Origin of the sequence: Marinobacter sp. ANT_B65 (assembly GCF_002407605.1) — a bacterium.
In the GTDB taxonomy this organism is placed as follows: domain Bacteria; phylum Pseudomonadota; class Gammaproteobacteria; order Pseudomonadales; family Oleiphilaceae; genus Marinobacter.
On the sequence record NZ_NXGV01000001.1, the window covers coordinates 1506537 to 1520783 of the forward strand.

The 14247-nt window shown below is 53.5% G+C and carries 11 protein-coding genes and 1 pseudogene; all 12 read left to right on the forward strand.

The features are described from left to right. The first annotated feature begins 14 nt into the window (after positions 1 to 14). Entirely contained in the window at positions 15 to 827 is an 813-nt protein-coding gene (gene trpA / locus CPA50_RS07040; RefSeq protein WP_096781705.1) for a tryptophan synthase subunit alpha, read from the forward strand. Positions 828 to 872: 45 nt separating this feature from the next. Then, entirely contained in the window at positions 873 to 1799 is a 927-nt protein-coding gene (gene accD, locus CPA50_RS07045; protein ID WP_096781706.1) for an acetyl-CoA carboxylase, carboxyltransferase subunit beta, read from the forward strand. Continuing rightward, positions 1780 to 3078, forward strand: coding sequence for a bifunctional tetrahydrofolate synthase/dihydrofolate synthase (folC, locus tag CPA50_RS07050; protein ID WP_227519520.1), 1299 nt, complete (start codon positions 1780 to 1782; stop codon positions 3076 to 3078). The genes accD and folC overlap by 20 nt, the downstream gene beginning before the upstream one ends. A 111-nt stretch (positions 3079 to 3189) precedes the next feature. After that, a complete protein-coding gene (locus CPA50_RS07055; RefSeq protein WP_096781707.1) occupies positions 3190 to 3861 on the forward strand; it encodes an SPOR domain-containing protein in 672 nt (223 codons plus the stop codon). Between the two features lie 90 nt (positions 3862 to 3951). Then, a complete protein-coding gene (locus tag CPA50_RS07060; RefSeq protein ID WP_096781708.1) occupies positions 3952 to 4488 on the forward strand; it encodes a CvpA family protein in 537 nt (178 codons plus the stop codon). A 34-nt stretch (positions 4489 to 4522) separates the two neighbouring features. Next, entirely contained in the window at positions 4523 to 6049 is a 1527-nt protein-coding gene (gene purF / locus CPA50_RS07065) for an amidophosphoribosyltransferase (protein ID WP_096781709.1), read from the forward strand. 26 nt (positions 6050 to 6075) lie between these two features. Next, positions 6076 to 7311: an O-succinylhomoserine sulfhydrylase gene (locus CPA50_RS07070; RefSeq protein ID WP_096781710.1), complete on the forward strand. Its 1236-nt coding sequence runs from the start codon at positions 6076 to 6078 to the stop codon at positions 7309 to 7311. 13 nt (positions 7312 to 7324) lie between these two features. After that, a complete protein-coding gene (locus tag CPA50_RS19775) occupies positions 7325 to 9913 on the forward strand; it encodes a DNA translocase FtsK (protein WP_096781711.1) in 2589 nt (862 codons plus the stop codon). Positions 9914 to 9925: 12 nt separating this feature from the next. Next, positions 9926 to 10573 (forward strand): outer membrane lipoprotein chaperone LolA, encoded by a 648-nt coding sequence (gene lolA / locus CPA50_RS07080; protein WP_096781712.1) that lies wholly within the window; start codon positions 9926 to 9928, stop codon positions 10571 to 10573. Between the two features lies 1 nt (position 10574). Beyond that, complete coding sequence (locus CPA50_RS07085) at positions 10575 to 11912, forward strand: replication-associated recombination protein A (protein ID WP_096781713.1); 1338 nt, start codon at positions 10575 to 10577, stop codon at positions 11910 to 11912. Positions 11913 to 12013: 101 nt separating this feature from the next. Further along, a complete protein-coding gene (serS, locus tag CPA50_RS07090) occupies positions 12014 to 13288 on the forward strand; it encodes a serine--tRNA ligase (protein WP_096781714.1) in 1275 nt (424 codons plus the stop codon). Between the two features lie 56 nt (positions 13289 to 13344). Next, positions 13345 to 14142, forward strand: a pseudogene (gene cobA, locus CPA50_RS07095) (uroporphyrinogen-III C-methyltransferase); the annotation flags it as partial. Positions 14143 to 14247 lie beyond the last annotated feature (105 nt).

Here is a 14247-nt window from a genome sequence, read left to right on the forward strand (position 1 = left end):
CGACAGGAGCAGGCATGAGCCGAATTGAAGGGGTTCTCAAGACCCTCAAAGGACAAGGGCGCAAGGCACTTATTCCCTTTATTACCGCAGGTGACCCGCACCCGGATGAGACAGTGGGCCTGATGCACACTATGGTCGATGCCGGCGTCGATATTATTGAGCTGGGTGTGCCTTTTTCCGATCCAATGGCCGACGGTCCGGTGATACAGCTGGCCTGCGAGCGAGCGCTAAAGCACGGCACATCCTTGCGCAGCGTTCTGGCGATGGTGCGAAAGTTCAGAGAAACCAACGACACGACTCCAGTCGTGCTGATGGGTTATACCAACCCTATGGAAGCCATGGGGTATGAAGCTTTTGCCGACGCTGCCGCAGAGGCTGGAGTGGATGGAGTTCTCACCGTGGATCTGCCGCCGGAAGAGGCTGATGACGTTGCACCTCTTTTTGCTCAAAGGGGGCTGGACCCTGTTTTCCTTCTGGCGCCAACCACTACCGATGAAAGAATTCGTGCAATTGCAGGTCACTCGTCGGGATATGTGTACTATGTTTCATTCAATGGTGTGACTGGCGCTGCCAAAATAAATGTGGATGAAGTGGCTTCCAAAGTGGCTCATATTCACGAATTGACTGCTTTGCCTGTCGGTGTCGGTTTCGGCATCCGCGATGCAGAAACAGCGGCAGCCGTGGGACGGGTATCCGATGGTGTAATTGTTGGCAGCGTGCTGGTCGATACAATAGCCAGAAATCAGGCAGATATCGAAGGGCTTAAACGGGCACTTACGGATCTGCTCAACCCGATGCGCGAAGCACTGGACAGCCTGGCTTCCTGACCCGGAAGGTGAAGGTAAGTCGGAAACAAAGAACAGGATATAACCATGAGTAACTGGCTGGACAAGATAATGCCGGGCAAAATCCGCTCGGAATCCAATCGCAGAACAGGTGTTCCTGAGGGGCTCTGGAAAAAGTGCCCGAAGTGCGGTGCCTTTCTATACAAGCCGGAACTGGAAAAAAACCTGGACGTTTGCCCCAAGTGCAATCATCACCTGAGGGTTAATGCCCGCAGACGACTCGATGTTTTTCTTGATGCCGAAGGACGGGAAGAGATTGGTGCTGATCTTGAGCCCTGGGATCGATTGAAGTTTAAAGACACCAAGCGCTACAAGGATCGGCTGACCCAGGCTCAAAAGGCTACTGGCGAAAAAGACGCTCTTGTCGCCATGAAAGGTACAACACTTAACGTGCCGCTGGTTGCATGCTCCTTTGAATTCAGTTTCATGGGCGGATCTATGGGGCAGGTTGTTGGTGAAAAATTTGTGCAGGCTGCCAATGTGGCACTTGCTGAACGTATTCCGTTGGTCTGCTTTTCAGCCAGTGGTGGTGCTCGCATGCAGGAAGCCATTCTTTCTCTCATGCAGATGTCCAAGACGGCAGCCGTTCTTGAGCGTATGAAGCAGGAAGGCATTCCGTATATTTCAGTGATGACAGATCCTGTTTTCGGTGGTGTATCTGCGAGTCTGGCAATGTTGGGCGATCTCAATATCGCTGAGCCTAATGCTCTGATCGGGTTTGCAGGGCCTCGGGTTATTGAACAGACTGTTCGTGAGAAGCTGCCTGAAGGTTTCCAGCGCAGTGAATTCCTGCTGGAACATGGTGCGATCGACATGATCCTGCATCGTCATCAGATGCGCGAACGCATTGCACATGTGTTGGCGAAGTTCACCGGGCAGGACCGTCCTGAAACTGAAGACCCGATTGAATTCGAAATAACGGAAAAGCCAGACGTTGAAACCCCTGAAGAATGACCTGAAGCCCCGACCCCCGGAATCACCGGGGGCGGGTGCCACTCTTGATCAGTGGCTTTCATGGCTTGAATCGATACACCCTGTTGAGATCGATCTCGGGCTTGACCGGGTATTGGTGGTTCTGCGTCGGTTGTTCCGGAAAAAGCCCACAGCACGAATCATTACGGTTGCTGGTACCAATGGTAAAGGCAGCACTGTGGCGGCCCTTGAGGTACTGCTGGCAACGGCGGGCCGGCGTGCCGGCGCCTATACATCACCCCATCTTCACAAGTATAACGAGCGTATCCGCATCGATGGTCAGAATATCAGTGATGCTGACCTGATCTCCGCGTTTGAAAAGGTGGAAGCGGCCCGAGGCTCTGAAACACTCACGTATTTCGAATTTGGTACGCTTGCTGGTTTTGTTGCGCTGAGTGAATCTGGTGTTCAGGACTGGATTCTTGAAGTCGGGCTTGGCGGTCGCCTTGACGCCGTGAACGTCATCGACCCTGATCTGGCGATCATTACATCCATTGATATAGACCACGTTGCATTTCTCGGCGACAACCGCGAGGTAATCGGGTTCGAAAAAGCCGGGATTCTTCGTCCGGGCATACCGGCGGTGCTTGCCGATATGGATCCTCCTCGTTCGGTGCTCCAGCAGGCCGCGGCTCAAAAAGTAGCCATGTCCCGGGTAGGGCAGGATTATACAATCCAGGAAACGAAAACCGATTCCGGTGAGAGTATTGTAAGCCTCCATGTTCAGCAGAATTCGCTTCGGCTACCGCCCGGACCTCTTCCTGTGCAGAGTATGGCTGCCGCAGTGATCGCACTGCGGACACTTGAGCCCCAAGTTGAGCCCGCTGTTATTGAGGCTGCGCTGAACCGTGTAAAAGCCCCGGGAAGGTTTGAGCGCCTGGAGCGAGACCCGGATCTGTATGTGGATGTAGGGCATAATCCCCATGCTGCCAACTGGCTTTGCAAACGACTGCAGGCGATAAAAAGCACAGGCCGGAAGGTTTATGCAGTTTATGCAGCGCTTGCCGATAAGGATGTGGCAGGCGTGGTTGATGCAATGGCCCCGGTTGTCGATGGCTGGTACCTGGCCGGCCTTGATGTACCGCGAGGTCTGGATCCGGACAGGTTGCGGGAGAGGATTAATACCCGGGCAGAGTTCAGCATCCGTGATTCGGTTGCAGGTGCTATTGTTGCGGCAAAGGCGGATGCGACAGCGAACGACATTATTATTGTATTTGGCTCTTTCTTTACGGTCGCCGAAGCACGTTCGCTGTTTATCTGAGTTAGTGAGCCGGGGAGCTTAAACTTTGTCCATAGCGCGGCTCAGGGCTTTGAGTTATCGCTAGAGGGCAGTTAGTATGTGGCTGGGCAAATACTCGGGGAGTCAAATAACGTGGATGGACTGAAACAAAGAATAATCGGTGCGCTGGTTCTGGTTTCACTGGCCGTTATCTTTGTTCCTATGGTCTTCGATGAGCCTCATTCTGAGCGCACTTCGACTTCGATTAATATTCCCGAGGAACCCCCTTTTCCGGAAGTTGAAACCCCTGCGTCAGATATAGCGCCTCCAGCTCCGTACCAGAAAAGCCCTGCAGTAAGCGAAGGATCAGGCTCGGTTAACCGGGACTATCGTATCCTCGAAAATGACGAGTCCGCCGCTCAGCCTGTTCCTGATAGTCGTATCAAAGCAGCTCCTGAAGTCGCCGCACCAGAAAGAACTGAGCCGGTTCCCCCTGTGAGCCCTCAGGAAAAACCTGCTGTATCTGCGCAAACGGAACCCCCGAAACAGGCAAAGCCGGTGAATGCAGAGTTTACCCGGTCGCTTGAGGGAGCCTGGGTTGTGCAGTTAGGAAGCTTTGGTAACGGTGATAATGCTCGCCGCCTGCGAGACAAGGTTCGGGACAAGGGTTACAGTTCCCATCTTCAGGAGGTGGTTCGGGGTGATAGTACGCTGACAAGGGTTTTTAGCGGGCCTTTTGCAGAAAAAACCGAGGCAGAATCCGCAAAGCGGGCTTTGGATGAGGCATTCAGTCTCAACAGTCTCGTCACCTCGGGCGACAAATAACCTTTTTAGCTGCTTTATATCGTTCAGGCGGTTTGGTGAGACGGGGTTTCCTGATAGAATTCGCGCTTCCTTTTCTCCATCGGGATTTTCATGGAAGCGCTGATCTGGATTGACTGGGTCATCATCGCCCTCATTACAGTTTCCACTCTCATCAGTCTGAAACGGGGTTTCGTTAAAGAAGCTCTGTCTCTGGTGACGTGGGTGGGCGCATTCATACTTGCTCGAACCTTCCACCCCCAGATGCAAGCCTTGCTTGAAAATACGGTTGAAACACCGCTTGTACGCCTTATTGCGGCATTTGCCATTCTGTTTTTTGGAACGCTCATTGTCGGCGCTATTATCAATAACATGATCGGGCACCTTGTGCGCGCCACTGGCCTCTCTGCTACGGACAGGGTGCTGGGTATGGGATTTGGTCTGCTGCGCGGGCTGGTCGTTGTAATTGTCGCTATAGCATTTATTCGTTATACCCCTCTGGCTCAGGATACCTGGTGGAGGACGTCAGTCATGATAGATCGCCTTGGAGTTGTCGAAGACTGGTCCAGGCGAACTTTTGGTGACGAGTTCTCCCGTTTTCTCGGGCCCGAATCCCAAAAGGCCGTGGAACCCACGTCCGCGTCTCGCTAACACTCAGAATTAACACTCGGAGATTACCTTATCCATGTGTGGCATTGTCGGCATCGTCAGTACTTCAAACGTCAATCAGTCGCTATATGATGCGCTGACCGTACTTCAGCACCGGGGCCAGGATGCAGCGGGCATTGTTACCTTTCAGGATAATCGCTTTTATCTGAGAAAGGATAACGGCCTGGTTCGCGATGTATTTCATACTCGCCACATGCACCGCCTGGTAGGCAACGTAGGGATAGGCCACGTGCGCTACCCGACTGCGGGTAGTTCCAGTTCTGCTGAATCACAGCCGTTTTATGTGAATAGCCCATACGGTATTACACTCGCTCATAATGGCAATCTGACCAACGCAGACGAGCTCAGTCGGGACTTGTTCCGCACAGATCTTCGCCACATCAATACCAACTCGGATTCAGAAGTGCTGCTGAACGTTTTTGCTCACGAACTGCAAAAACTGCGTAAGCTCGATCCGACACAAGAAGATGTATTCTCGGCGGTAAGGGCCGTTCATCAGCGCTGCCGTGGGGCCTATGCAGTTATCGCCATGATTACCGGGTACGGTATTGTTGCGTTCAGGGATCCTAATGGTATCCGTCCGGTCTGTTATGGTGAGCGCACTTCCGAATCTGGCCGCAAGGAATACATGATTGCGTCCGAGAGTGTTGCGCTCAGCGCAGCCGGGTACACTCTGGTGAGAGATATAGCGCCAGGGGAGGCTGTTTACATCGAGACAGACGGCACTCTCTATGCCCAGCAGTGTGCGCACACACCGCGCCTTTACCCCTGCATTTTTGAGCAGGTCTATTTTGCCCGGCCAGATTCAATCATCGACGGCGTGGCTGTCTACAAGGCGCGGCTGCGGATGGGTGAAACGCTGGCCGACAAGATTCTGCGGGAGCATCCAGAGCACGATATTGATGTGGTCATGCCGATTCCTGACACCAGCCGTACATCCGCCATGCAGATGGCGCATCGTCTGGGCGTGAAATTCCGGGAAGGCTTCATTAAAAACCGCTATATCGGCCGGACATTTATCATGCCGGGTCAGACTATGCGTAAAAAGTCTGTACGCCAGAAACTGAACCCTATTGACCTGGAGTTCCGGGGTAAGAATGTCATGCTGGTGGATGACTCCATTGTGAGGGGCACCACCTGTAAGGAAATCGTTCAGATGGCACGGGATGCCGGCGCCAGAAACGTTTACTTTGCATCGGCAGCGCCCCCTGTCCGGTATCCAAATGTATACGGAATTGATATGCCGTCGGCCCATGAGTTGATCGCACATGAAAGGACCGTTGATGAAATTCGCGATCTGATCGGGGCAGACTGGTTGCTGTACCAGGATCTTGAGGATCTGGTGACCTGTGTGAGCGATGTAAATGAAAGCATAGATGGGTGGGAGTGTTCTGTGTTCACCGGAGAATATATAACCGGTGATATTGATGCTGCGTATCTTACTCGCCTCGATGAATCCCGTAACGACGTCACTCGATCGGGAGACGTGAATTCAGGTTCAGGCGACAATGGCATTATTGATCTCTATAACGACGAAGACTGAACACCGGGCCATACCAGGAGAATTGCATGACTTTTCATCGTGAAGAAACTGTCCTGATTCCAGAATCGGACCTTGACGGTATGTCTTTGGATACTCTGGCCGTCAGGGCAGGGCAGCTCCGTACAGGGCAGCTTGAACACAGTGATGCGATTTTTCCCACATCAAGTTTCGTATACACCAGTGCTGCACAGGCGGCGGCCCGTTTCGGAGGTGAGGAGCCGGGAAATATCTATTCCCGTTTTACCAATCCGACTGTTCAGGCTTTTGAGGGGCGTATCGCCGCAATGGAAGGCGGGGAACGTGCAGTTGGAACTGCATCGGGTATGGCTGCCATTCTGAGCACTTGCATGGCATTGCTGAAAAGTGGCGACCATGTGATCTGTTCCCGTGGTGTATTCGGAACCACTAACGTGTTGTTTCAGAAATACATGGCGAAGTTCGGTGTTGAAACAACGTTCGTGAGCCTTACGGATATGGACGAATGGTCTTCGGCAATGCGACCGGGCACCCGTATGTTGTTCATCGAAACTCCGTCTAACCCGCTTTGTGAGGTCGCCGATATGCAGGCGCTGGCAAAGCTTGCCCACGAAAACGACGCCCTGCTGGTGGTTGATAACTGTTTCTGTACGCCAGTGTTGCAGCGGCCTCTGGAGCATGGCGCAGATATTGTCGTCCACTCTGCAACCAAATACCTCGATGGTCAGGGTCGATGTGTAGGTGGCGTTGTCGTCGGCCCGGCGAAACTCATGGATGAAGTCTATGGTTTCCTGAGATCTGCAGGGCCAACAATGAGCCCCTTTAACGCCTGGGTTTTCCATAAAGGTCTGGAAACCTTACCAATCCGTATGCGAGCCCATTGCGACAATGCGTTAGAGTTGGCCACATGGCTGGAGCAGCAAGCGGAAGTGGAGCATGTTTACTACGCCGGGCTTGAAAGCCATCCACAGCACGCACTTGCAAGAAAGCAGCAGAAAGGTTTTGGTGGTGTGTTGGCGTTTTGCCTGAAGGGTGGTCGTGAGGAAGCCTGGAAATTCATTGATGCGACACGGATGATTTCAATCACGGCAAACCTTGGCGATGTGAAAACCACCATTACCCATCCGGCAACCACAACCCACGGGCGGCTGTCGCCTGAGGACAAATCCAGTGCCGGTATAACCGAGAACCTGTTACGGCTCTCGGTTGGTATCGAAGCAGTCGAAGACCTGAAAACAGACCTGCAAAGAGGCTTTCAGGCACTTCAGAACGCAAGCAACACTTAACGTTTGAGCATTCATGGCCGAATCTGCAAAAGCGAAGAAATCACCACAGGAACTGACAGAGAAACAACTCCGCTTTCGCCGCCTGGCAGCACAAGGTGCGCGTGAAGGTGCAGTGATCGGGCTGATAGCGTTGTGTATCTACCTGGCAATGGCTCTGGTCACATTCAACCCTGCGGATCCGGGCTGGGCCAGTATCGGCCACCAGACCAGCGTGCTTAATTCAGCTGGCCGTTCCGGGGCCTGGCTTGCCAGTCTACTCAGGGACTTCTTTGGCCATGTCGCCTACCTTTTTCCGGTGATGGTTGCCGGATTTGCAATCATGCTGATCCGTCGCAGAAATGAGCCGCTGGATCTGCATTGGCCCTTATTCATGATGCGGTTTGGCGGGTTTTTGCTGATCCTCCTGTCAGCCACCAGCCTGCTGTCCCTGTACTCTGTATTCGGGTTGGGTGCCACGTCAGGCGGAGTGCTTGGGACCACTGTTGCAAATGCCATGGTTCGTTTTTTCAACCTGCCGGCAACAACACTGCTGCTTATTGCCATATTTCTCTTTGCCTTGACCGTCACTGTGGGCCTGTCATGGTTCTGGCTTATGGATCAGGTGGGAGGGCTTGCGCTTCGCCTGAGCCAGGCACTAAAAAACCTTCTGGTATCGGACAAATCCGGTCCGGCACCCGATATGACACCGGCGCCAGCACAAAAAGCCGACAAGCCTGAAGCGCAGCCGCGTTTCTCAGCCAGTGATAAAACTCAGGATCCCGAACCGGAATCTCCCCGTAAACGCTGGTGGCACAGTATTCCCGGGTTTGGCGCAGCCAGGAGTGAAAAACAGGAAAAACCGGTGAGCGAGCGCCGGGAACCGGCCCTTGAAGGCTTTTCTGCTGATTATGATCCGGAACCACCACGCCTGGAAAGTTTCAGTTCCCAGGACGAGGCAACTGCAAAAGCTGTCAAACCGGCACCGGTTGCCGGTAAACAGAAATCACCTTCTGCGAGCACCCGTTCCCTGAAAATATCGCCCTTCAAAAAAGATGAGCAGCCACCCCTGGCGAACAATGGGAAAAACGCTCAACCTTCCTTACTTGAAGATATAGAGAGCCCGATCCCTCCGGTCTCGCTACTTGACCCTCCCGAGGAACACAAGGAAAGCGGATACTCTGAAGAAGCCCTTGAGCATATGTCTCGCCTGCTTGAGGAAAAACTGGCGGATTTCGGTGTATCTGTAGAAGTGGTTGAGGTTAACCCCGGCCCGGTTATCACGCGCTTTGAAATCAAGCCTGCAGCAGGTGTAAAGGTAAGCAAGATTTCCAATCTGGCCAAGGATCTGGCCCGCTCTCTAGCCGTGCTCAGTGTGCGGGTTGTAGAAGTTATTCCCGGTAAATCCGTTGTTGGTATCGAGATTCCCAATGAAAAGCGGGAGATCGTTCGCCTGAGTGAAGTGCTGAGCTCCAGGGTGTTCACTGAATCGAGTTCGGCGCTGACGATGGCGCTGGGCAATGACATCGGCGGCAATCCGATGGTTGCAAACCTCGCCAAGATGCCCCACCTGTTGGTTGCGGGTACCACTGGCTCCGGTAAATCCGTAGGTGTCAACGCCATGCTGCTGAGCATGCTGTTGAAAGCCGGCCCGGATGAAGTCCGCTTCATAATGGTCGACCCGAAGATGCTGGAGTTAAGTATCTACGATGGCATTCCGCACCTCCTGGCGCCTGTTGTTACCGACATGAAAGAGGCGGCAAATGCGCTGCGTTGGTGTGTGGCGGAAATGGAACGCAGGTACCGTTTGATGGCTACTATGGGTGTCAGGAACGTTGCGGGCTACAACCGGAAAGTCAAAGAAGCGGTGGCAGCCGGAGAGCCTCTTCTCGATCCTCTGTGGAAGCCGGATGAATATCTGGCCAACGATGAACAGGAGCGTCCAGAGCTTGAAACACTGCCGTTCATTGTGGTGGTAATCGATGAGTTTGCCGACATGATGATGATAGTCGGTAAAAAGGTGGAAGAGCTGATTGCGCGGATAGCCCAGAAGGCGAGGGCGGCGGGTATTCACCTGATTCTTGCAACCCAGCGTCCTTCGGTGGATGTAATCACCGGCCTGATCAAAGCAAACATTCCTACGCGCATGTCCTTCCAGGTCTCTTCCAAGATTGATTCACGTACGGTGCTGGATCAGGGCGGTGCTGAACAACTTCTTGGCCATGGCGACATGCTCTACCTGCCTCCGGGCTCTGGTCTTCCGGTCCGGGTTCATGGCGCATTTGTGGATGATGATGAAGTTCACCGTGTGGTAAGTGCCTGGAAAGCCAGAGGCGAGCCCGTTTATGTTGATGACGTGCTTAATGGTGCTGAGGGGGAGAGCCTTCCAGGTGTTCCTACCTTGTCTGATGGTGGCGACAACGAAGGTGACGCTCTGTTCGATGAGGCTGTGGCGTTTGTAACGGAGGGGCGTCGCGTGTCGATTTCCTCTGTACAGCGTAAGTTCAAGATAGGCTATAACCGTGCGGCCAACCTTGTTGAGGCGATGGAAGCCTCGGGAGTGGTCAGCTCCGCGGGCCATAACGGTGCTCGCGAAGTACTGGCACCGCCCCCACCAAGAGATTAGGAGTCTTTTTATATGCAGCAGTTTATTCTGAAGCCCGTATTAGCGTTGGTGATGGCTCTGGTATTCAGCAGCTCTGTGGTAGCTGCCAGCGGGAGTGGTGAAGCTGCCGAGCTCGCCTCCTTGCTTAAAAGTTATGAGACTTATCAGGCCGACTTCATCCAGATTGTAGTCAACGAAAACGGCGGTAAGGTTCAGGAATCCCGGGGCTCCCTGAAGGCCAAGAGGCCGGGCCTGTTTTATTGGGAAACTCGTGCGCCTCTGTCTCAGTTTATTGTCAGTAACGGGAAAACTGTTGAAGTCTACGACCCCGATCTTGAGCAGGTTACCGTGCACAAGCTGGACGACCGGGTTCAGACTACTCCGGCGCTGTTGTTGAGTGGTGAAGTGGACAATCTTGAAGAAACTTACCGGGTATCCGGGAGTCAGGTCAGTGGCGATACGCGGGAGTTCACGCTTGAACCCAAAAGTGCGGATTCGCTTTTTGTCTCTCTGCAGTTGAAGTTTTTCAAGGGTGAGCTTCAGGAAATGCGCATGCAGGATTCGCTTTCGCAGCTCAGCGTCCTCAGTTTTGATCATATCCGATTGAACGAAACCGTCGGCAATGATGCATTCAGGCTTGAATATCCGGATGGCGTTGACGTAATCGGTGACGAAGGCTGATATGCAAAGTAACCTGTTCACAGAGCAGGTCGGTTTTCGGCCTCTGGCGGCTCGTATGCGCCCGGAAAGCCTCGATGCTTACGTTGGGCAGTCACATCTTGTAGGGCCGGGAAAGCCGCTCCGAAGGGCGATAGAGCAGGGGCAGCTTCACTCGATGATTCTCTGGGGCCCTCCGGGAGTTGGTAAGACAACCTTCGCAAGACTGCTGGCGAGCGTTGGCGATCTCAGCTTTGAGACACTTTCCGCTGTGCTCAGTGGCGTAAAGGATATTCGTGCCATCGTCGATCGGGCACGCAATCGCAAGCTCTCACAAGGACAGGACACCCTCCTGTTCGTGGACGAGGTTCACAGGTTTAACAAAGGCCAGCAGGACGCTTTTCTTCCGCACATCGAGGATGGCACCTTTATATTTGTGGGTGCCACCACCGAGAATCCCTCATTTGAACTGAACAGTGCATTACTTTCCCGCACCCGTGTTTACGTACTCAAAAATCTCGAAGAAGCGGATATTCTCCAGTTGCTGACCCGAGCCCTGAATTCCGGAGAAGGCTTTGGTGGTGAGCTTGCAGTTTCCGATGACGTGCTGGGCATGATGGCATCGGCATCTGGCGGTGATGGCAGGCGAGCACTGAATATTCTGGAAATCTCAGCCGACCTGGCGGAGCCCGACGCTGACGGGAAGAATCGGGTAAGCCCGGAGCACCTTGAACAGGTGATGCAAACCAGTTTGCGCCGGTTTGATAAGGGTGGAGATGTTTTTTACGACCAGATTTCAGCGCTGCATAAATCTGTCAGGGGGTCAGACCCGGATGGTTCATTATACTGGCTATGCCGGATGCTCGACGGTGGCTGCGATCCTTTGTATGTTGCCCGTCGCCTGGTCCGGATAGCAAGTGAAGATATAGGTAATGCCGACCCCAGAGCATTGCAGCTAAGTATGGATGCCTGGGATGCTCAGGAGCGGCTCGGGAGCCCCGAAGGGGAGCTCGCACTGGCTCAGGCGGTGACCTATCTGGCCCTGGCACCGAAAAGCAACGCAGTGTACAAAGCCTTTAATCGGTGCATGGCAGATATCCGTCAGGATCCGGATTATGAAGTGCCCGTTCACTTGCGCAACGCCCCCACCAAGCTCCTCAAAAGCATGGGGCACGGTGACTCCTATCGTTATGCCCATGACGAAGCGCATGCATTTGCAGCCGGGGAGTCTTACCTGCCGGATGCGATCTATCAGCGCAGGTATTACGAGCCGGTGGACCGGGGTCTTGAAATAAAGCTTTCCGAAAAACGCCAGAGGCTCGACGCCCTTAACGAACAAAGCCCCAGAAAACGCCACACCTGATTCAGGAACAACCTCTGGTGTCTGCGGTAGCCACAAGCGCCGGCAAAGGTATAATGGCGTTCTGATCTACATACATTGAAACCGGAAAATCCAGGATAACCATGCTCGATCCCAAACTCGTCCGTAACCAGGCTGAAGAGATCGCCCGTCGGCTGGCCATCAAGAACTATACTTTTGACGTGACTGCCTTTGAGCAGCTTGAAGAACGTCGCCGGGAACTTCAGATTCGCACTGAAACCTTGCAGGGCGAGCAAAATAAAAAATCGAAATCTATTGGTAAAGCCAAGGCTGCAGGGGAAGATATTCAACCGCTTCTGGATGAGGTTGAGAGTCTGAAATCACGCAAGTCGGAAGCTGAGGATGAACTGCGCAGCCTTCAGGAAGAACTTAACAGGTTTCTTGCAGGTATTCCGAATCTTCCGGATGACAGTGTGCCAGCGGGCGAAAGTGAGGAAGACAACGTAGAGCTTCGTACCTGGGGTACACCGAAATCTTTTGATTTCGAGCCCAAAGACCACGTTGCTCTGGGTGAAGGCCTTGGCGGTCTGGACTTCGAGACCGCCACACGCCTTGCCCATTCCCGTTTCGCCGTCATGCGCGGGCAGGTAGCCCGGCTACATCGCGCACTTGCACAGTTCATGCTGAATCTGCATACCGGTGAGCATGGTTATTCCGAGACCTACGTGCCTTATCTGGTTAACGCAGATGCGCTCTATGGTACCGGCCAGTTGCCGAAGTTTGAGGAAGATCTGTTTAAAATTCAGGGAGAGCATCCGCTTTATCTGATTCCCACAGCAGAGGTTCCTGTTACCAACCTGGTTTCAGATACGATTCTTGATGCCGCAGAACTGCCGCTGAAAATGGTTTGTCATACTCCTTGTTTCCGCAGTGAAGCCGGCTCTTATGGTCGCGATACCCGCGGCATGATCCGTCAGCATCAGTTCGACAAAGTAGAGCTGGTTCAGGTGGTTCGCCCCGAAGATTCCGATGCGGCGCTGGAAGCACTGACCGGCCATGCAGAAAAAGTCCTTCAGTTACTGGAGCTCCCTTATCGGCTGGTGGCTCTGTGCGGTGGTGACATGGGCTTTTCTGCAGCGAAAACCTACGACCTTGAAGTATGGTTGCCGGGGCAGAACAAGTACCGGGAAATATCCTCTTGCTCAAACACTCGTGACTTCCAGGCACGCCGGATGGGCGCGCGGTGGCGTAATCCGGAAACCGGTAAGCCCGAGCCAGTTAACACCCTGAACGGCTCCGGCCTGGCTGTTGGCCGTGCACTTGTTGCGGTTATGGAAAATTACCAGCAGGAAGACGGCAGTATTCTGGTTCCCCAAGTGCTCAAGCCCTACATGGGCGGTGTTGAGCGTCTTCAATGACAGGAAAACCACAGGATGAACTGGGCGCGGGTGTTGCAGCAACGCCTGCGCCGGTTCGCTATAAAGCGAACCCTGTTACCGCAAACCCGAACAGTTCGGCTGGTGAGGTGGCTCTCGTCGGCGCTGGCCCAGGGGATCCGGAGCTTCTCACACTGAAAGCCTGGCGGCTCATTACGTCGGCAGAGGTTGTGCTTTACGACAGGCTTGTGTCGCCGGAAATTCTGGCCTTGATTCCTGAAACAGCCGAAATGATCCACGTTGGTAAGCAACGAGCGAACCATACCTTGCCCCAGGACCAGATAAACCAGAGGCTGGTGGATCTTGCGAAGGAAGGATACCGGGTTGTAAGGCTCAAGGGCGGCGATCCGTTCATCTTCGGCCGTGGTGGTGAGGAAATCGAAACCCTGGCGGGCGCTGGTGTCCGCTTTCAGGTTGTACCCGGTATTACAGCCGCCTCTGGCTGCGCAGCTTATGCGGGTATTCCCCTTACTCACCGTGATTATGCCCAGTCAGTACGCTTTGTAACCGGACACCTCAAAAACGACAGCTGTGATTTGCCCTGGAAGGATTTTGTTCAGAATAATCAGACGCTGGTGTTTTATATGGGGCTGGTTGGCCTGCCGATTATCTGCGAGCAACTAGTACTGCATGGTATGACGCCGGATATGCCGGTAGCCCTGATTTCAAAGGGTACGACGCGGGAACAGCAGGTTATCACCGGAACACTGCAAACGATCGTGCAGCGGGTAAAAGATAATAAGGTTCAGGCTCCGACACTGGTTATCGTTGGGCACGTGGTCGCTTTGAGAGACCGGCTGGACTGGGTTGGAGGCTTGCCTGCCTTAACTTTTTAGTAGTTTGCAGTTCCTTACATGATACTGCCCGATGCTTCAGAAAGTGTATTAGCCTTCTACTTTGGAATGTTGGCCCTGCCAGTTTTACCTATTAATATTTTTAAT